Here is a 19,523-nt window from a genome sequence, read left to right on the forward strand (position 1 = left end):
CGCCTCAGGCCGCGTAGACCCGCCGGCCGGCGAACCACGTCTCGAGCACGCGGGTCCGGATGATCTCCTCAGCCCGGCCGGCGACGAGGTCGCTGTCGAGGATGACGAAGTCGGCGGACTTTCCGGGGGAGAGCGAACCGGTGACGTCGCCGAGCCCCATCGCGCGCGCAGCGTTGATCGTGAAGACCTCGAGCGCCTCCTGCGCGGTGATCGCCTGCTCAGGCCACAGGACTCCCGGCGCGCGTCCGAGCGGATCGGCCCGGGTCACGAGCCCCTGCATCCCCTCGAACGGGTTCGGCGACTCGCTCACCGGCCAGTCCGAGCCGCCGGCCACGAGTCCGCCCGCGTCGAGGATCGAGCGGTTCGGCTGCGAGTGCTCCGCGCGATCCCCGAGGACCGCGGCGAGGGCGTCCGGGATGACGCCGGGGAACCAGAGGAACGGCGAGATGTCCGCCGCGATCCGCAGGCGGGCCAGACGCTCGATGTCGTCGCCCGCGAGGAACTGGCCGTGCGCCATCTGGAACAGCGTGTCGGTGTATCCCTCGCCGCGCAGTCGCTCGACGACATCGATCAGCATGCGCGCCGAACCGTCGCCCGTGACGTGCACCTTGGCGCCGAGACCGCGCTCGGCGACCGCGTGCAGCCATGCGTACAGCTCGTCGGCATCCATCGTGGTGGTGCCGTGGAAGTGTGCGCCGTGCACGTCGTCCGGAAGATACGGATCGAGGAACAGAGCCGTCCGCGCGGGCGGCACGCCGTCGAGGAAGATCTTCACGAAGTCGGGGCGATGGTGCGGGGAGCGGAACTCCTCGCCGCGCGCGATGAGCTCGTGCCCGATCAGCTCGTAGCCGAAGATCTCGTCGTTGATCGTGATCGACGACACCACCCACGCGTTCAGGTCACCCGTGTCGTCGAGCGACTTCAGGGCGCCGAGGATGTCGATGGAGACCGCCGCATCCTGGAACGCCGTCACGCCGTAGGCGTTCAGGAGCTCGACACCGCGCGCCGACGCGCGGCGGTGCTGGTCGGGGGTGAGCCCGCCGGCCTCCGACTGCGCCCGCGCGACGAGGAGGCCGGCCGCCTCCAGCAGAACCCCGCTCGGCTCGCCGTCCGCGGCATCCAGGAGCGTCACTCCCTCGGACGGGATCGCCTCGCGGGAGATCCCCGCGAGCTCGAGCGCCCGCGAGTTCACCCAGCGGTTGTGGTGGCTGTCGTCGGAGAGCATGACGGGCCGGCCGCCGGATGCCTCGTCGAGGCGCAGCCGTGCGGAGGTCGTGTTGAGCTCGTCCATGAGGGTCGACGCCCACGATCCGCCGGTGATCCACGCCGCCTCGGGCAGCCCCGCCGCATGCTCCCGCACGAGGTCGAGGATCTCGTCGAGCGTCAATGCGACGCCGAACGAGAGCTCGAACAGGTCGGTCACCCCCGCGACGGCGTGGTGGTTGTGCACATCGACGAAGCCCGGGTACAGCGCGGCTCCGCCGAGGTCGCGCACCTCCGTGTCCGGCCCGCGGTGAGCGAGCACGTCGGCGGCGGTGCCCACGGCGACGATGCGGCCGTCCGCGACGGCGATCGCCTCGGCGACCGGGTGCGTACGGTCGGCCGTGCGGACGACCCCGCCGGTGAGGATGAGATCGGCGGTCATCGCGCGAGCGGGCGGGCCGGGTCGTACTCGTCGGGGTGGACGGTCGTCGAGATGAGACGGCCGTGCGCGCCGAAGGTGAAGTGCGTCGGGCGGGCCGTCGCATCCTCCGCCTCGCCGAACAGCACCCCGTGCGAGCGGATCGACTTCGCGTCGCGGTGGTCCGCGATCGTGATCGAGCCGCACGGGATGACGCCCTCGCGCCACGTGAAGACGTAGATGCCCGGGCGCATCCGGTACACGGTGTTCTCGTCCGTGTCCGCGAGGCCCTGCTCGGGACCGGCGAGGCACTGCCACGTGTACCAGTGCGGCGAGAGGTAGACGTGCTCGTACGCGTGCTGGCTCGAGTACACCCAGAGGACGCGGCGCCCGATGAGCTCGAGCGTCGGGGCGGGCGGCTCGCCGACTCCGTCCTCGATCTCCGCGATGCGGGCGACGGTGAAGAGGTGCTGCACGGCGACCTTGTCGACGGTGCGCTCGCCGAGGACGGCGAGGACCGCGAGGGCGTGGCCGCTGCGCAGGTCCAGGAAGAGCGACACCGACTCGTTCGGGGCGTAGTCGTCGCCGTGGTGGAACTGTGCGTAGTAGAGGTCGTCGTCGACTTCGATGACCTCGCACTCGTCGGTCTGGGCGGCCGCCGGGATCGGGTCGCCCTCGCCCGGCTCGTACGTCCACGAGACGGTTCCGGCGCCGAACGTGTGCGCGATGCGCGTGCCGCGCTCGTCGACGAGGGTGAGCGTGCGGCCTTCGAGGTCGTTCGACAGCGGCGCCTTGCTCGCGTCGAAGCCGGGGGCGAGGCCGTCGAGCGGCAGCCACGTGGACGTGTCGGAGAGATTCACGTCGGTCATATCGGTTCCTTTCGGAGGGTGTGCGGGCTCAGAAGCCGGGGACGGGGTCCTTGCCCCGTTCGGCCGCGTGGACGTTGAACTTCTCGAGGTCGGTGGCGAGGGCGTCGTAGACGTCGGGCTTCTTCCTCTTGAGCACGGCTCCGTAGACGATGCCGCCGATCCCCGCGAGGACGAGCAGCCACGGGAGGCTCAGGATGACCGGGTTGTCGGAGCCGGCGACCACGCTGAAGTTGAAGGTCGCGAGGAGCGCGATCGACAGCAGCCCGAGGAAGCCGAGGCCGGGGGCGATGAACGTCGACCACCAGCGCGGATCGCGCTGCCGCCGGAACCACACGACGATCGAGAGCGCCGCGAGGGTCTGCAGGACGATGACCGACAGCGTGCCGATGCCGAGCATCGAGGGGACGACGACGAGCATCGGGTCGAGCCCGGCGAGCGCGAAGCATCCCGCGACGATCGCGCCGAAGCCAGCCTGCACCGCGCCCGCGATCTGGGGCGCGCCGTTCTTGCGCGTGCGGGCGAGGATGCTCGGCAGGATGCGTGCGCGCCCGAGCGAATACAGGTAGCGGGTCGCGGAGTTGTGGAACGCGAGCATCGCGGCGAAGAGGCTCACGAGCAGCAGGATCGTGGCGATCACCGCCATCGGCTGGCCGAGGTACTGCCCGATGAGCGAGAACAGCAGGTCGCCGGCCTCGAGGTGCTTCTGCGCCGTGGCCTGCGCCTGGGCGACGCCGGTCGCGCTGACGACGGCCCACGTGGAGACGCCGAGGATGAGTGCGATCGCGATGATCGCCGTGTAGGTGGCGCGCGGGATCGTGCGGAGCGGATTCTTCGCCTCCTCGCTGAACAGCGCCGTCGCCTCGAAGCCGAGGTAGCCGGTCGCGGCCAGCAGCAGGCCGATGGGGAACGAGCCGGAGAAGACCGCCGCGGGGCTGAAGGCCGCCCACGAGTAGCCCGTCTGCACGAGCACGGAGATGTCGAACACGATGAGGATCGTGGTCTCGAGGATCAGCGAGACGCCGAGGATCTTCGAGCTGAAGTCGACGCCGGTGCGCCCCATCCAGAAGCAGACCGCGATCGACAGCAGGCCCCACAGGTACCAGCTCATGTTGAAGCCGGTGTACTGGGCGATGATCGTCTGCATGAAGAAGCCGCTCGTGCCGATCGTGCCGACCACGAAGAGGTTGTAGCCGAGCGTCGCGATGAGACCGGCGATCAGGCCGCCGGTGCGCCCGAGGCCCTTCACGACGAAGGCGTAGAACCCGCCCGCGTTCGCGAGCTGCTTCGACATCTGGGCGTAGCCGATCGCGAACAGCAGCAGGATGATCGCGACGATGAAGAAGGATGCGGGTGCCCCGCCGCCGTTGCCGAACGCGATGACGAGGGAGGCCACGACGACGATGCCCGTCAGGGGCGCGACGGCGGCGAGGACGAGGAAGACGATGCTGGCGACGCCGAGCGTATTGCCGCGCAGGCTCGTTCCGGTGGAGGGTTCGGTCACGTCGGCTCCTTTGCCGCTGTCGGTGGGGGACGGGTCTCGGGTGGCCCGCTCTTCGATTGTGTGCTTCCGGCGCGCGCGGCGCTTGACCCTCAGCGTCCGGGCCTGTTGTCTGCGCGCAGACAACCTCCGACCGCTCTTGCCGGCGATGCATGATCGGGGCTGTGGCGCCGTCGGCGCCCGAGGTGAGGGGGAGCGATGGAGCTCGGACTGCGCGGCCGCACGGCCCTCGTGACCGGGGCCGCCGGAGGCATCGGCGCGGCGGCCGCACGAGCGCTCGCGGCCGAAGGAGTGCGCATCGCCCTGCTGGACCGGGGTGCGGCGGCGCTCGGCGCGCTCGCGGCGTCGCTGCCCGGCGGCTTCGACGCCGCATCCGTCCACCCCGCCGATGTCACGGACGAGGGGCAGGTCGCCGCCGCGGTCGCCGCCGCGGTCGAGAGGTGGGGCGGACTCGACATCCTGATCGGCTGTGCCGGGATCTCCGGCCCGGTCGGAACACCGCTTCTCGAGACGACCGCCGCGCAGTGGGACGCCGTCTTCGACGTCAATGTGCGCGGTTCGTTCCTCGTGCTCCGGGCGGCGCTGCCGGCGCTGCGTGAAGGGCGTGACGCATCCGTCGTCTTCGTCGCGAGCGACTCCGCCCTGGTCGCAGCCCCTGGCATGGCGCCGTACTGCGCGTCGAAGGCTGCGGTGCTGCAGTTCGCCCGTGCGGCCTCGGTGGAGCTCGCGGCCGAGGGCATCCGCGTCAATGCGGTCTGCCCGTCGATCGTCGACACCCCGATGAGCCGCGGCGATCTCGGGATCGACGGCTTCGCCGACGTCGCCTACCCGGTGCAGACCGCGGACGAGGTCGCAGCGCAGCTCGTCTTCCTCGCCTCGCCGGTGTCGCGTCCGGTCAACGGCACCTCGCTCGTCACCGACTTCGGGTACACCGCCCGATCGAACTTCCCCGCCTGAACCCCTCGAAAGGAAGACCATGGGATACGCAGGAGCAGACGTCGCCGGAAAGGTCGTCGTGATCACCGGAGGCGGCACCGGCATCGGCGCCGCGATCGCCGAGCGCTACGCCGCGGAGGGCGCGCACGTCGTCGTGGTCGGTCGCCGCCGCGAACCGCTCGACGAGGTCGCGCAGCGCACGGGCGCCCTGGCCGTCGTCGCCGACGCGGCGGACGCCGCATCCGCCCGCGCCGCCGTCACTGAGGTGCTGTCGCACTTCGGGCGCATCGACGTCCTCGTCAACAACGCGGGCGGTCACGGCTTCTCGCCGGTGGGCGAGACGGATGACGCGGGCTGGGCCTCGTCGCTGCAGGCGAACCTGAACACGGCGTTCGTGATGTCGCGGGAGTGCCTGCCCGCCCTCATCGAGGCGAAGGGCCAGATCGTCGTCATCTCGTCGCTCGCGGGCCTGTTCGCCGGCCCGTCCGTCGCCGGATACACCGTCGGCAAGCACGCGCTCATCGGCCTCACGAAGACGCTCGCACGCGACTACGGCAAGCACGGCGTGCGCGTGAACGCGGTGTGCCCCGGCTGGGTGCAGACTCCGATGGCGGATGCCGAGATGGACGAGTTCGCATCGCACGCCTCGCTCGATTCGCGCGGCGACGCCTACGCCACCGTCACCGCGGACGTGCCGCTGCGGCGCCCCGCCCAGCCGTCCGAGATCGCCTCGGTCGTGCGCTTCCTCGGGTCGGGGGAGTCGTCGTACATGAACGGCGCGGTCCTCGTCGTCGACGGCGGCGCGCACATCGTCGACCTGCCGACGATCGCGTTCGACCACGCCGGGATGTAGACGCGCGTATCGGCCGGATCGGCATCTGCCGCGATGCATCCGCCAGAATGAACGGCATGAGCGACAGTGCAGCCGACCCCAAGGGCACGGGGGGGACCGGCAAGAAGCCCCGGTCTCCCGCCGGCTCGATGAAGCTCGCCGAGATCGCCGCGATCGCCGGAGTCAGCGAGGCGACGGTCAGCCGCGTGCTGAACCGGAAGTACGGTGTCGCGCAGCGCACGCGCGAGCAGGTCGAGGAGGCGCTGCGCGCAGTCGGCTACGAGCGCGGCACGAAGGGGGAAGTCGTCCTCATCCTCGTGCCGGGGCTCAACGAGGCGTTCTTCGCCGATGTGTGCGACGCGATCGAACGGGCGCTGAGCCCGCAGAGCCTCCGCGCCGTGATCTGCCCGGTCTACCCGGGGTCGGTCTTCGAGCGCGACTACGTCGAGGCCCTCATGGACATGGGGATCGCGGCGGCCGTGTTCCTGTCCTCGAGCAACACGATGCGCAACTCCGACCCGGTCGCCCACCAGCTGCTCGAGTCGCGGGGCATCCCGTACATCAGCGTGAACGGCGGGTTCGCCGACAGCGCGGTCCCGGTCGTGTCGACCGACGACTGGCAGGCCGCGGAGCTGTCGGTCGCCCATCTCTACGACCTCGGCCACCGGCGCATCGGCCTGACAGCGGGGCCGGTGGGCAACATCCCCGCCGACCGCCGTGTCGAGGGCTTCCTCAACGCGATGGATGCGCGCGGCCTCTCGGATGCCGAGGATCTCGTCGTCCGCCATTTCTACTCGCTCGAGGGCGGGCGCCATGCCGCCGATGAGCTCCTCTCGCTCGGGGTGACCGCGATCATCGCCTCGAGCGACGACATGGCCCTCGGCGCCTACCGCGCGATCACGCGCCGCGGTCTGCGCGTGCCCGAGGATGTCTCGGTCATCGGGTACAACGACTCGTACATGCTCGAGTTCACGGATCCCGCCCTCACGAGCGTGCGCCAGCCGATCGAGCGCATCGCCGACTTCTGTGCGCGCACGCTGATGACGATGGTGCAGAACCGGCCCGTGCACACCGACGAGGTGCTCGTCGAACCCGAGCTGCGCGTCCGGGCGTCCACCGCCGTCGCGCGCGAGTGACGCCGCGGCTCAGGGCCTGTGCACTCGGGTGAGCCTCAGCGACCGCCCGGGCTCGACCGTCTCTCCCGGCTCGGCGACCGCGAGGTGCGGGTCGCGATGCACGCCCCGCCGGCGCCGCGCCAGCCGCACCTCGAGCGGCCGGCTCGTGCCGTTGTGCACGCGCACCGTGGAGGCATCGACCGCGACATCGACGTCGCCGTCGCCGAACGGGATGCCGTCCGCCTCGAGCGTCGACACCGCTCGGGCCAGGTTCGGCGCCAGAGTGAGGCGGCCTGCGCCCGCATCCGGTTCGAGCCCGAGCAGGCCCGCGACGCCCTGGGCGAGGAGGGTGAACGCGACCTCCGGGTATGTGCCGTTCACCCCCTGCTGCGGGACGATATGGGGCTCGTCCCGCCGGCTGAAGATGCGCAGCATCCAGGCGAACGCGCGCTCGACATCCCCCGCGCGCAGGAAGACGTCCGGCAGGTAGGTCAGCGCCTCCAGGTTCTGCGGCGCCGTGCCCGGCGCGAGGGCGAGCCCGTCGATGCGAGCGAGCTCCGCCGCCTGCCGCGGGTCGCCCGCCAGCAGCCCCTTCATCGGCGGGAACCACGTCGCCTCGCGGTGCCACCCGACCGCCGCGACCCCTTCGCGCGTCCACCCCGACACGACGGTGTCGCCGCCGTCGCGGCTCCACTCCTCGCGGTAGTGCCGGTGGATGCGGTGCGCTTGCGCGGCGAGGTGCCGCGGGTCGCCGCCCGCCGCGGCGGTGAGCGCGGCCGCGTGGCGCGTCGCCGCGTACTGGGACGCGATGCCGTCACCGGCCTCGAACATGCGCAGCTCGGGGGATTCGTCGTAGCTCGCGACCCCGTCGAAGATGCTCGCGCCGCCCGCCTCCGCGATGCCGTTGCGGCGCTCGCGGTCGTGCGCGGCGACGAAGTCCGTGACGGTCCGCTTCGCGAAGGCGGCGGCCTCCGCGTCGACCGGCCGGCCCGTCCAGCGGTGGACGGCGTGGATCGTCTCGACGAGCTCGAACACCGCGGGCAGCTCGCGCACGCGCCGGCCGTCCGGCTTGACGTCGATCGCAAGCGGCGTCGTGCCGTCGAAGTTCAGCGCCCATGCCGGCCACCCGTCGACGGTGGATGCGACGAAGGACGCGAGCATCCCGGCGTTCTCGGTGCGGAGCCCGGCGAGGTGCGCACCCACCGCCTGGTGGCAGAAGTCGCGGAGGTAATAGCCGCTGCGGTGGCTGTAGCCGGCGCGGTAGCACGGGGCGTACACCGCGGTTCCGCGGCCGCCGGGGTGGTGCTCGTCGACGTCGAGCGGCCCGGTCGTGCCGCCGCGGATGACGTGTCCTGCGGCGGTGTCGACGGCCCAGGCGAGCAGGTCCGAGAGTTCCGCGCTTTCGGTGCGGACGACGAGGCTCATGCCTGTGCGAGCTCGATGAGTCCGGCCTCGAACGGGCGGAACGCGGGCATGGGCAGGCCGATCTCCATGAGCACGGCGCCCGACCACGTGGTCCGCTCCAGCCACCACTCCGGCTGGGCGCGGCGACCGGACGGGTCGTCCGCGCCGTCGGGGAGCACGCGGACGACCTCGTAGCGGGCGGCCGGGTCGAGTCCGCGCAGACGCACGGGGGCGCCCGGGATGTGGGTGAGCGAGTCGAGGGCGGCGAGCGTGACGATCGCGTGCCCGCGGTCCGCCGCGACGATCTGCTGCGCGACGACGGGTTCGAGCGTCGCGAGACGGTGGAGGCGTCCCCGCTCGACGAGCGGCCGCAGGCGCTTGACCTCCGCGATCCAGCCGACGAGCTCGGCCCGCTCCGCCGAGTCCGCCTCGCGGACGTCCCACTCCAGCCCGAAGCTGCCGACGAGCGCCGTGATCGCGCGCAGCGCGAGCGGGGCGACCCGTCCGGACGTGTGCGCAGCCGCGGCTCCCACATGCGCGCCGAGGAGCTCGGGCGGCATGAGCATGCTCGTTCCCCGCTGGATGCGCTGGCGCTCGATCGGGTCGTTCGAGTCGGACGTCCAGAACCGGTCGACGTACTCGACGACGCCGAGGTCGATGCGCCCGCCGCCTGCCGAGCACGACTCGATCTCCACCCACGGGCACGCCTCGCGCACATGGGCCATGAGCCGGTAGGCGGCCCACGTCTGGCGGTGCACGCCGCCGCGGCCGGAGGCGCGGTCGACAGGTTCGACGAGGTCGCGGTTGTGATCCCACTTGATGAAGTCGACCCGGTACGTCGTGACGACGTCGACGATGCGCTCCGCGATGTACGCGAACGCATCCGGGTCCCCGATGTTCAGGACGAGCTGGTTGCGCGCGAGGGGAGGGTTGCGGGTGGCGGGCCCCAGGATCCACTCCGGATGCGTCCGTGCGAGATCGGAGTCGGGGTTGACCATCTCCGGCTCGAACCACAGTCCGAACTGCATCCCCCGCTCGCGGACGCGCTCGACGAGGGGCGTGAGGCCGTCCGGCCACACGTCGCGGTCGACGAACCAGTCGCCGAGCCCGGCGCGGTCGTGGCGGCGGCCGGAGAACCAGCCGTCGTCGAGGACGAACCGCTCGACGCCGATGTCCGCGGCGAGGTCGGCGAGCTCGAGGAGCGGGGTGAGCGCGTGGTCGAAGTAGACGGCCTCCCACGTGTTGAGGGTGACGGGCCGTCCCACCGCGGGGTGGGTCGTGCGGGCGCGGAGCATCTCGTGGATGCGCGCCGATGCGTCGTCGAGCCCGTCGCCGTAGGCGAGATACGTCCACGGCGTCTCGTACGCCTCGCCGGCGGCGAGGGAGATCTCCTCGGGCTCGAGCAGTTCTCCGGCGCCGAGCCATCCTCTGCCGCCGTTGGTGCGGTGCGCCCAGACGCGCTGGTTGCCGGACCAGCCGAGATGGACGCCCCACACCTCTCCGGCGCCCTCGTCGAACCCCGGGACCCCGGCGAACAGGAGGGTCGCGGCGTCCGGGCCGGTGCGGCCGCGGCGCTGCTCGCGCAGGTGGGTGCCGTCGACGAGCGGGAGGCGCTGCGGGCGGCGCTCCTGCGCGTGCCGGCCCGTGAAGTCGAGGAGCTCGGTCGCGCGGGCCGGGATCGGCCACACGAGGTCGGCGCCGTGGACGGCGAGCTCGTCGGCTCCCGTGTTGCGCAGCGTCGCGCGTGCGCGGACGACGCCGGTCGCCGTCAGCTCGACCCGCAGCTCGACCGCGACGTCGGCGGCGGCGTCGCGGCCCACAGCGGTGAGCGACCGCGCGGAGCGCGTGACGGCGGATGCCGTGTACGCGGCGAACTGCGTGCGCCCGGCGCGGCTCGTGACGACGCCCGTCGGACCGAACCATCCCTGGTGCGCCTCCGGGACGATCCCGGTCATACGGGGCGCGTCGGGCTCGCTCGTCGCACGGGGGGAGCGGCTCGCCGCCACGACGTCGGCGAGGGTCGCGTCATCCGCCTCGAAGGCCCGCCCCCAGTAGGCGACCGCCGGGAGGGCCGAATCGCTGTGGACGAGCACGAGGCTCACTCCGCCGGACTGGAGGTGGGTGACGTCATCCATGGAAGCTCCTTTGCAATCTTGCAAAGAATTCTTGCATATATAACTGGTGGAATGTTACCGTCTCCCTGTCACGACGACGAGACACCACCGAGAGAGGATCTGCGAACGATGACGTTCCCATTCACAGCACGTACCGGCCGCTTCGCGGCCACGGCGGCGATCGCCGCGTTGGCGATCGGCGGCCTGGCCGCCTGCAGCTCACAGCCGTCGAGTTCCGCGACGGACGGCGGCAAGATCGACGGCAAGATCACCGTGTGGTCGTGGACCGCCCCGGCGAAGGGCCTGACGGCCGCCGTCGCCGGCTTCGAGAAGGCTCACCCGGGCGCGAAGGTGACGGTCATCGACCAGGGCAACCCCGCGATCTGGACGAAGATCACGACCGGCATGACCGCCGGCGGCGCCGGCCTCCCCGACGTCATGAACATCGGAATCGACTACATGGGGCAGTACGAGGAGAAGTTCCCCGGCTCGCTCGCAGACCTCAAGACCTACGGCCTGGGCAAGCTCGAGAGCGACTTCGCCGCCGGCCCGTGGGCCAGCGGCCAGGGCAAGAACGGCGAGGTGTACGGCATCCCCTACGAGGTCAACGCCACCGGCTTCTTCTACCGCAAGGACCTCTGGGACAAGGCGGGCGTCGACGTCAGCACGATCAAGAGCTACGACGACCTGCTCGCCGCCGGCAAGACGATCAAGGCCGCGACCGGCGCTCCGCTGTTCACGATGGACAAGGCCGCCACTGTCGCCGACTCAGCCGGACTCTTCCAGCTCCTCATGAACCTCCAGAACTCGTTCTACTTCAACGGCAACGGCGAGATCACGATGAACAACGCCGCCGGCGTGAAGGCCCTCGAGTGGATCAAGAAGGCCAATGACGCAGGGATCATCGACGACGTCCCGGGCGGGTGGGACAACTTCGTCAAGACGGAGAAGGGCGATATCCCCGTTGCAGCCTTCACCGGCGGCGGGTGGATGGCCGGCGAGATCCAGGCCGACGCCCCCGACATGAAGGGCAAGTGGGCTGTCGCGGCGCCCATCGCGTTCCAGCCGGGCGGCCTGACCGCGGCGATCAACGGCGGGACCTACCTCACGGTGAACAACAAGAGCACGAACAAGGCGACGGCCGCTGCGTTCATCGAGTACGCGCTCGGCTCGATGGAGGGCCAGCAGTCGACCTATAAGGGCGGCGGCATGTTCCCGGGCTACAAGCCCTTCCTGGCATCCGAGGAGTTCAACGCGGGCATGGATTACTACGGCGGCGCGAAGGTGAACCAGATCTTCACCGCGCAGCTCGTTCAGAAGACCCCGGTCATCAATTACACGAGCGACTACGCGAAGGCGCTGAAGGTCTATGACGACGCGCAGACGCAGGTCCTCCTGAAGGGTGCCGATCCGAAGGCGGCCCTGGACGCAGCCGCCCAGCAGCTCGCCGTGCAGACCGGCCGCAAGATCGCCGGCAGCTGACCCGCCCGCGGTGACCGACAGCAAGAGAGGAAGCGCGCCCCGGCGGAATCCGCCGGGGTGCGCGCCCCAGATCGTGACCATCACAGCCAAGCCCAGCGCCGTCGTCGAGCCGCCGGCCGTGCCCCGAGCTCCGCGCCGCAAGCGCCGCCCGGCCCTCGGCTACCCGCGCTATACGCCGTACGTCTTCCTGCTCCCGACGATCCTGCTGTTCTTCGTCTTCACGTGCTACCCGTACATCAGCGCCCTCTGGCTGAGCCTGACGAAGAGCATCGACGGCGAGAACACCTTCGCCGGCCTCGCCAACTACACGCGGCTGCTCCAGGACCCGCTGTTCTGGACGGCGCTGTCGAACACGTTCATCATCCTGATCGTCCAGGTGCCGATCATGCTCGCGCTGGCGATCATCCTCGCGGTCGCGTTCAACTCGGCGCTCTTGAAGGCGCGCGCGGTGTGGCGGATGATCTACTTCGTCCCGATCGTCATGGGCCTCGTGGCCTACGGCATCCTCTTCCACGCGCTGTTCCAGTCGCAGGGCGGGTTCGTCAACGAGGTGCTGCACATGGTGGGGATCCCCGCCATCCCGTGGCTCAGCGACCCGATGTGGGCGAAGGTCGTCATCGTCATCGCCCTGACATGGCACTACACCGGCCAGAGCGCCATCATCTACCTCGCGCAGCTCCAGTCGATCCCGACGGAGCTGTACGAAGCGGCGTCCGTCGACGGCGCCGGCGGCGTGAAGCGGTTCTGGCACATCACGATGCCGGGGCTGCGCCCGGCGCTCGTGCTCACCGTCATCCTGTCGACGATCGGGACGCTGCAGCTGTTCGACGAGCCGTACGTGCTGACGAACGGCGGTCCGGACAACGCGACGCTGACGATCGGCCTGTACCTGTACCAGCAGGGCTTCCAGTACATCGACTTCGGGTACGCCTCCGCGATCGGCTACGCGCTCGTGCTGATCATCGGCGTGATCTCGCTCGTCCAGCTCCGACTCTTCCGGGAGAAGAAGGCATGACCGTGGCGATCGGCGCCGTGCGTGCACGCAAGACCAAATCCCTCGTGCTGACGACCGCGATCGCGGCCGGGGCGGTGGTGATGATCCTGCCGTTCTACTGGCTCATCATCGCCTCGACCTACTCGGGCTCGGACATGTTCTCCTCGCCCCCGCACTTCCTGCCGGGCGGCGCGTTCATGAGCAACCTCTCCGCGCTGCTGGACGGCACGACCTTCGGGCGGGCGATGCTCAACTCGACGTTCATCGCGACGATCTACACGATCGGCGGACTCATCATCTGCACGGCCGCCGGGTACGCCTTCGCGAAGTTCGAGTTCCGCGGCAAGAACGTGATGTTCGCCACCCTGCTCGTGACCCTCGCGCTGCCGTCGCAGGTGACGCTCATCCCGCTCTTCCAGCTCATGGTGTGGCTCGGATGGCTCGACACCTACCAGGCGATCATCCTGCCGACCCTCGCACTGCCGTTCGGCATCTTCCTCATGCGCCAGACCATGGAGTCGCTGCCCGACGAGCTCATCCAGGCAGCCCGGGTGGACGGTGCGGGGGAGTTCCGGCTCTTCGCGCGGATCGTCGTGCCGACGGTGCGCCCGGCGCTCGCAGCCCTCGCGATCTTCCTCTTCCTCGCACAGTGGAACGCGTTCGTATACCCCCTCGTGGTGCTGCGCACCCCGGAGGCGTACACGCTGCCGGTCCAGCTCGCCACCCTGCAGGGCAGCGGCGGCCACACCGACTACGGGCAGCTGCTGACGGGAACGTTCCTGTCGATGGTGCCGATCCTCATCCTGTTCCTCTTCCTCCAGCGTCAGTTCGTCGCCGGCGTCCTCGCCGGCGCAGTCAAGCAGTAAGGCGGTTCCGTGCTTCTCGAAGATCACGATGTCGAGTCCCTCGAATGGACGCGGCTCGACGGCGTCTCCAATGACCTCGATGTCGACATCGCCGTGTCCGGCGGGTGTCGCATCGAGCGCATCGAGCGCCGCGGCGCGCTGGATGTCGTCCGCATCGTCACAGAGGGCGCCGGGCAGATCGTCCTGCAGACGCCCCTCGGCAACGCGTCCGGGTTCTGGAACCCCGAATTCACGCTGGCACCCGCCCTTCCCGCCGACTGGCGCGGGCACGAGAGCTTCAGCGCCGTGAAGTCGGCACCGGTCGGGGTGCTGACGGACATCGACGGGACGAGCTCCCTCGCGTTCGGCTTCGACTGCGTCGTCGACGAGGGCGTACTGCAGTTCGGCGCGTCCGAGGAGAGCAAGTCGTTCGTCGTGCGCCTCGGCGTGTCTGCCGAGCTCGCCCGGCGCCGCGGGGCGATCGACCTCGCCGTCGTCACCAGTCGCCCACCATACGAGGAGGCGATCCGTCTGCTGTCCGACTTCCTCCACGGGGGCGCGGGCCACCGGCCGATCTCGCGGACGGCGACCCGCCCGGTGTACTCGACCTGGTACGCCTACTCGCAGGCGGTGAGCGCCCGGATCGTCGAGGACGAGGCGCGGATGGCGCGCGAGCTCGGCTGCCGGTCCGTCTTCATCGACGACGGCTGGCAGGCGTTCGGCGACGGGCGTTGGTATGCGGGATGCGGCGACTGGATCCCCGACACCGCGAAGTTCCCCGACCTGCGCGGCACGGTCGACGGCCTGCATGCGCTGGACATGGACGTCGTGCTGTGGATCGCCCCTCTGCTGCTCGGCGTGCAGAGCGCCGCATACGAGGATCTCCGCCGTTTCGCCCCGCTGCACTCGCCGGGACTCCGCGCCGACGTGCTCGATCCCCGCCGCCGCGAGGTACGCGCCCACGTCGCCGCCACGTGCGCGCGGCTCGTCCGCGACTACGATCTCGACGGCCTGAAGATCGACTTCCTGAACAACGCGATGGTCTACGCCGGCACGCCGTCGGACGGCGACATCGACGATGTCGGCCGCGCGATGGTCGCGCTGCTGCGCGAAGTGGCCGACGAGGTGGATGCGGTGCGCCCGGGCACGCTCATCGAGTTCCGCCAGCCGTACGTCTCACCGGCCGTCGCACCGTTCGCCGACGTCATCCGCGCCGACGACTGCCCGGCCGACGCCGACCAGAACCGTCGCTCGATCGTGGACCTGCGCCTGTTCGCCGAGAGGCAGATCGTGCACTCCGACCCGCTCATGTGGGACCCCACGGCCGGCCCGGATGCGCCGGCGCGCCAGGTGCTGAACGCCTTCTTCGGCGTGCCGCAGCTGTCGATGCCGCTCGGCTCCCTGCCGGCGAGCCACGCGCGCGTGGTCGCCGAGCTGATCGCCGAGTGGGAGGGGCTGCGCGACACGCTCCTGGGCGGCGAGCTCTTCGCCGCCCTGCCCGCGGAGGGCTACCCGATCGTCGGCTGCCGCCGCGAGGACGCGCTCGTCGTCGCGGCCTACCAGCCGCGCGTGCTCGAGCTCGCGCTCGACGGCGTCGCGACGCTGTCGATCGTCAACGCCACCGCCTCGACGTCTCTGCCCTACGCCCTCGCGGGTGATCCGGTGCGCGGCATCCTGCGCGCTCCCGGGACGGAGCCCACGCCTGTCGTGCTGTCCGGGCGCGGCTTCCTCGACGTCCCCGCGTGGGGTGTCGTGCACCTCGACCTCGCGGGCTGAGTCGCAGGCTGTCGCGAGACAGCCGGTCAGGCCAGGTCGAGCTCCACGCCGTGGCGCAGCGCGCGCACGGTCACCGCGGTGAGGTCGGGGATGACGGCGGCAGCGCCCTGACCCTCGGCGCGCTCTCCGACGCCGATCACGGTCATGCCTGCGGCGATGCCCGCGGCGATGCCCGTCTCGGAGTCCTCGAAGACGATGCAGTCGGCGGGTGCGACGCCGAGGAGCTCGGCCGCCCGCAGGAACCCTTCGGGGTGCGGCTTGCTGCGCTCGACGTCCTCGGCCGTGACCTTCACGACGGGGACGCCGAGGCCCGCCGCTCCCATCCGCGCCGTCGCGAGAGCGACGTCGGCCGACGTCACGAGCGCGTGCGGCACGCCGTCGAGGGCCGCGAGCAGCTCGGCGGAGCCGGCGACCGCGACGACGCCGTCGGTCTGCGCGGTCTCCGCCTTCAGCAGCTCCGCGTTCTCGGCGGCGTTGATCGCGGCATCGCGCTCAGGGAGCAGGATCGCCATGCTCTCGTGCCCCTGGCGACCGTGGATGACGCCGAGCACGGTCTCGGCGTCGAGGCTGTGCCCCGCGGCCCATTCGAGCCACAGCCGCTCCACGACGGCGGTGGAGTCGACGAGCGTGCCGTCCATGTCGAGGAGGACGGCGCGGGCGGAGAGGATCTGGGGCATCCCCCCATCCTGTCAGCCCGACTCACCCACCCAGGTACGCGCGATGCAGGAGCTGCGGCTCCTCGCGGAGGCGGTCGGCATCCCCCTGGAACGTCACGCGGCCGCTCGCGACCACGATCGCCTCCTTCGCGAGGCCGAGCGCGAGGCCGGTGAACTGCTCGACGAGGAGCACCCCGACGCCGGAGTCGGCGAGGGTCCCGACGATCGGGAAGAGCCGCGTGAACACGACCGGCGCGAGCCCGAGCGACATCTCGTCGATGAGGAGGAACCGCGGCTTCGCCGCGAACGCGCGCGCCAGCACGACCATCTGCTGCTCGCCGCCGGACAGGAGCGCCGCGGGGGAGTCGATGCGCTTCTCGAGCTCGGGGAAGCGTGCGAGCGCGTCATCGAGATCGGCGGGGGAGGATGCCGTCAGGGACAGGTTCTCCCGGACCGTCAGCGAGGGGAACACCGCGCGTCCCTGCTCGATGTGCACGATCCCGCGGCGGGCGCGCGCGACGCGCGACAGCTTGTCGATCGGCTCGCCGCCGAGGCGGATCGTCCCGCCCGAGTGCGGCGTGACGCCGGAGATCGATTCGATGAGGCTCGTCTTGCCCGCCCCGTTCGGGCCGACAAGGGCGAGGACCTCCCCCGCGCGCACCGTGAGCGACACGTCCGAGATGACGGGGCCGGCGCCCCGGCTGACGGTCACCGCATCCAGTTCCAGCGTTTCGGTGGTCATGACAGCAGCTCCGTCTCGCCCATGTAGGCCTTGATGACAGCGGGATCGTCGAGCACGTCGATCTGAGGGCCGGACGCGAGGACGCGCCCGAAGTCGAGCACCGTGAGGCGCGGGCAGACCGAGCGCACGAGATCCAGATCGTGCTCGATGATGACGAGCGTGATGCCGAAGCGGTCCGGAAGCTCCCGCAGCCGGATCGCGAGGGCGAGGTGCTCCTCGTGCGAGAGGCCCGCGGCGGGCTCGTCGAGGATCAGCACCCGCGGCTTCGCGAGAACGTTCGCGGCGACCTCGACGAGGCGGCGGGTTCCGAGATCCACGCCGGACAGGCGCGCGGATGCCGGCGGGCAGCCGAAGTACTCGAGGGTGTGCGCGAGCTCCTCGCGGTCGATGCGGCGTCGCGCGACGAATCGCACATACGCGCCGACCGTCAGCGACGGCGGCACCCGGTCCTGCTGGTACGTGCGCCGCAGGCCCAGCCGCGCGCGGCGCGTCGGCGAGAGCCCGGCGAGATCCTGGCCGCCGAGCGACACACGGCCGCCGTGCTTCGGCAGGAACCCGCTGATCGCGTCGACGAAGGTCGACTTGCCGGCGCCGTTCGGGCCGATGAGCCCCATGATCGTGCCCGCCGGGACCGAGAGCGACACGTCGTCGAGCGCCTTCAGAGCACCGAACTCGACGGTCAGCCCCTCGACGACGAGCGCCGGGGCGTTCGCATCCTTCGCCGCATCGATCGTCGCGATCGTCGCCGTGGAGATGCCGGCCTCGTCGGCCTCAACGCGCGACGCATCCTCCCGCTCGGCGGCGCGCTGCGCCGCCAGGCGCTTGTCGGCGCGCTTGTAGAAGAGGTTCCGGATGCCCTGGCCGAGGTTCGTCCCGCTCGTCAGCGCCTGCACGCCGAGGACGCCGAAGATGACGAAGCCCCAGTCCTGCGGGATGCCCCAGCGCTTCAGGAGCTCGGGGACGAGCACCCACAGGATGCCGCCGAAGATCGCCATGTCGATGAGGTACGCGCCGGACATGATCGCGAGGACGTACAGCGCGAGCGACTGCAGCGGCGTGAAGCTCGACGCGAACGGCTGCTGCACCTGACCGGCGATGAGTCCGCCCGAAATGCCGCCGAGCGCCGCGCTCACGGCGAACGCCGTCAGCTTCGCCGACTGCACGCTCTGCCCCGCGGATGCGGTGCCGCGCTCGGAGAACGCGACGGCCCGCCAGCTCGACCCCCAGCGCCCGCGCTGCAGGAAGAACACGACGAGTCCGCAGATCGCCAGCACGATGATGCTGAAGAAGAAGTAGGACCGGTCGCTCGAGAACATGTCGGGGCGGTCGATCGAGACCCCGGTCGCCGACCCGGGGAACTGGATCTGCACGAGCGTCACGTCGGCGGCCGCCGCGAACCCGAGGGTCACGACCGCGAGGTTGACACCGCGCAGGCGCAGGGCCGGGAGCCCGACGAGGATGCCGACGATCCCGGCGCCGATGCCGCCGGCGACGAGCCACGTGATGAAGCCGCCGGGGGCGTGGATGTAGTTGAGCCCCGCGACGATCCACGCGCCGATCGCGGCGAACGTCAGCTGGCAGAGGGCGATCATGCCGGCCGACCCGGTGACGACGCCGAGGCCGAGGATCGCGATCGCGGCGGTGACGGCCGACACCGCGAGGAACACGAAGTAGCCGGACAGGCCGACGCTGAAGGCGTAGCCGACGACGATCCCGACGACGGCGACCGCGATCGGCCACGTGACGCGGAACCAGGGCTGGTCAGCGAGCCGCATCCCACACCTCCTTGCGCTGGGTCCACAGGAGCAGGACCACGATGAACAGGAACGGGAGGAAGTTGCGGATGAGCGCGACCTGGTCGATCTGCGCGACGAGGCCGGACAGCATCCCCAGGACGAGTCCGCCGACGACGGCGAGGTCGAGGCGGCGGAAGCCGCCGAGGAGCGCGGCCGCCGCGGCGGGGACGATGAGCATCGACAGGCTCGTCGCGTCGTTCGACTGCGACGGCGCCACGATGATGATGACGATCGCGCTGATGATGCCGGTGACGAACCACACGGCGATCGACAGCGGACGCGAGCGGATGCCGAGGAGCTCGGCGGTCGTCGGCCGCTCCGACAGGGCGCGCAGCCGTGTGCCGATGCGCGTCTTCACGAGCAGGAGACGGGCGGCGACGGCGACGACGATCGCCATCCCGACCGTCCAGAGGGTCACTTGGCTGATGACGACGCTGCCCACGGTGAACGCGGGCCCGGCGATGATCGGCGTGAACGGCTGCGGCTTGTTGCCGAACAGGATGAAGGACAGCGAGATGAGCAGGAGGAGCGGTCCGACGGTCATCGCGGAACGCGTGGTGGTGGATGCCTCGGACAGCCAGGTGGCGGCGATCCAGCCGATGGCGGCCGCGAGCAGACCGCCGATCAGCACGCCGATGAGCGAGCCCGCCCAGACCGGCATCCCGGCCTTCGTGACGAGCCACACCGCGCAGAAGCCGCCGAACATGCCGGTGGCCGCCTGCGCGAAGTTGACGACCCGGACGAGCCGGGCCATGAGGGTCAGGCACACGCCGAGCACGGCGTACAGGCCGCCGGCGGCGAGCCCGGCAAGGGCGCCTTCGAACATCGTGTCTCTTTTCTGCC

Annotated in this window: 16 protein-coding genes; 7 read left to right on the top strand and 9 right to left on the bottom strand. The window is 70.8% G+C overall.

Annotated features, from left to right (window positions below; genetic code table 11):
* Positions 1-4: 4 nt before the first annotated feature.
* The 3 genes from QSV35_RS12765 to QSV35_RS12775 are packed head-to-tail and all read right to left on the bottom strand — an operon-like array spanning position 5 to position 3,991.
* Complete coding sequence (locus tag QSV35_RS12765; protein ID WP_286289159.1) at positions 5-1,645, bottom strand: amidohydrolase; 1,641 nt, start codon at positions 1,643-1,645, stop codon at positions 5-7.
* Positions 1,642-2,490, bottom strand: a complete 849-nt coding sequence (locus tag QSV35_RS12770; protein WP_286289160.1) for a MoaF C-terminal domain-containing protein — start codon at positions 2,488-2,490, stop codon at positions 1,642-1,644. Before QSV35_RS12770 ends, QSV35_RS12765 begins: the two co-directional genes overlap by 4 nt.
* 28 nt (positions 2,491-2,518) lie before the next feature.
* Positions 2,519-3,991, bottom strand: coding sequence for an APC family permease (locus QSV35_RS12775; protein ID WP_286289162.1), 1,473 nt, complete (start codon positions 3,989-3,991; stop codon positions 2,519-2,521).
* A gap of 195 nt (positions 3,992-4,186) precedes the next feature.
* On the opposite strand from QSV35_RS12775, the gene QSV35_RS12780 reads away from it, so the two are divergent.
* The 3 genes from QSV35_RS12780 to QSV35_RS12790 are packed head-to-tail and all read left to right on the top strand — an operon-like array spanning position 4,187 to position 6,892.
* Positions 4,187-4,945, top strand: a complete 759-nt coding sequence (locus QSV35_RS12780) for an SDR family NAD(P)-dependent oxidoreductase (RefSeq protein WP_286289163.1) — start codon at positions 4,187-4,189, stop codon at positions 4,943-4,945.
* A 19-nt stretch (positions 4,946-4,964) separates the two neighbouring features.
* The gene (locus QSV35_RS12785) at positions 4,965-5,777 is read left to right on the top strand and encodes an SDR family NAD(P)-dependent oxidoreductase (protein ID WP_286289164.1); all 813 of its coding nucleotides are present in this window, start codon (positions 4,965-4,967) and stop codon (positions 5,775-5,777) included.
* A 56-nt stretch (positions 5,778-5,833) separates the two neighbouring features.
* Entirely contained in the window at positions 5,834-6,892 is a 1,059-nt protein-coding gene (locus tag QSV35_RS12790; protein ID WP_286289165.1) for a LacI family DNA-binding transcriptional regulator, read from the top strand.
* A 9-nt stretch (positions 6,893-6,901) separates the two neighbouring features.
* Here QSV35_RS12790 and QSV35_RS12795 read toward each other — a convergent pair whose 3' ends face one another.
* Together QSV35_RS12795 and QSV35_RS12800 are read right to left on the bottom strand one after the other, a co-directional pair.
* A complete protein-coding gene (locus tag QSV35_RS12795; protein ID WP_286289166.1) occupies positions 6,902-8,296 on the bottom strand; it encodes a hypothetical protein in 1,395 nt (464 codons plus the stop codon).
* Positions 8,293-10,410: an alpha-galactosidase gene (locus QSV35_RS12800; RefSeq protein WP_286289167.1), complete on the bottom strand. Its 2,118-nt coding sequence runs from the start codon at positions 10,408-10,410 to the stop codon at positions 8,293-8,295. The genes QSV35_RS12795 and QSV35_RS12800 overlap by 4 nt, the downstream gene beginning before the upstream one ends.
* A gap of 108 nt (positions 10,411-10,518) precedes the next feature.
* Here QSV35_RS12800 and QSV35_RS12805 point away from each other — a divergent pair, with 108 nt between their 5' ends.
* From QSV35_RS12805 to QSV35_RS12820, 4 genes are all read left to right on the top strand, one after another.
* On the top strand, positions 10,519-11,871 hold the full coding sequence (locus QSV35_RS12805; protein WP_286289168.1) for an ABC transporter substrate-binding protein: 1,353 nt from the start codon (positions 10,519-10,521) through the stop codon (positions 11,869-11,871).
* 73 nt (positions 11,872-11,944) lie between these two features.
* The gene (locus QSV35_RS12810) at positions 11,945-12,886 is read left to right on the top strand and encodes a carbohydrate ABC transporter permease (RefSeq protein WP_286289169.1); all 942 of its coding nucleotides are present in this window, start codon (positions 11,945-11,947) and stop codon (positions 12,884-12,886) included.
* On the top strand, positions 12,883-13,731 hold the full coding sequence (locus QSV35_RS12815) for a carbohydrate ABC transporter permease (protein WP_286289171.1): 849 nt from the start codon (positions 12,883-12,885) through the stop codon (positions 13,729-13,731). The genes QSV35_RS12810 and QSV35_RS12815 overlap by 4 nt, the downstream gene beginning before the upstream one ends.
* A gap of 9 nt (positions 13,732-13,740) precedes the next feature.
* Positions 13,741-15,486 carry a glycoside hydrolase family 36 protein gene (locus QSV35_RS12820; protein ID WP_286289172.1) on the top strand — a complete coding sequence of 582 codons (1,746 nt, stop codon included), beginning with the start codon at positions 13,741-13,743 and terminating at the stop codon, positions 15,484-15,486.
* Between the two features lie 26 nt (positions 15,487-15,512).
* On the opposite strand, the gene QSV35_RS12825 is transcribed toward QSV35_RS12820, so the two are convergent.
* From QSV35_RS12825 to QSV35_RS12840, 4 genes are read right to left on the bottom strand one after another with little or no spacing between them, the layout of a single operon-like run.
* The gene (locus QSV35_RS12825) at positions 15,513-16,163 is read right to left on the bottom strand and encodes an HAD-IA family hydrolase (protein ID WP_286289173.1); all 651 of its coding nucleotides are present in this window, start codon (positions 16,161-16,163) and stop codon (positions 15,513-15,515) included.
* Positions 16,164-16,185: 22 nt separating this feature from the next.
* Positions 16,186-16,884, bottom strand: a complete 699-nt coding sequence (locus QSV35_RS12830) for an ABC transporter ATP-binding protein (RefSeq protein ID WP_286289174.1) — start codon at positions 16,882-16,884, stop codon at positions 16,186-16,188.
* Positions 16,881-18,659, bottom strand: a complete 1,779-nt coding sequence (locus QSV35_RS12835) for a branched-chain amino acid ABC transporter ATP-binding protein/permease (protein WP_286289175.1) — start codon at positions 18,657-18,659, stop codon at positions 16,881-16,883. Before QSV35_RS12835 ends, QSV35_RS12830 begins: the two co-directional genes overlap by 4 nt.
* Positions 18,646-19,506 (bottom strand): branched-chain amino acid ABC transporter permease, encoded by an 861-nt coding sequence (locus QSV35_RS12840; protein WP_286289176.1) that lies wholly within the window; start codon positions 19,504-19,506, stop codon positions 18,646-18,648. Before QSV35_RS12840 ends, QSV35_RS12835 begins: the two co-directional genes overlap by 14 nt.
* Positions 19,507-19,523: the final 17 nt, after the last annotated feature.

Source organism: Microbacterium candidum (assembly GCF_030315975.1).
GTDB classification, from domain to species: domain Bacteria; phylum Actinomycetota; class Actinomycetes; order Actinomycetales; family Microbacteriaceae; genus Microbacterium; species Microbacterium candidum.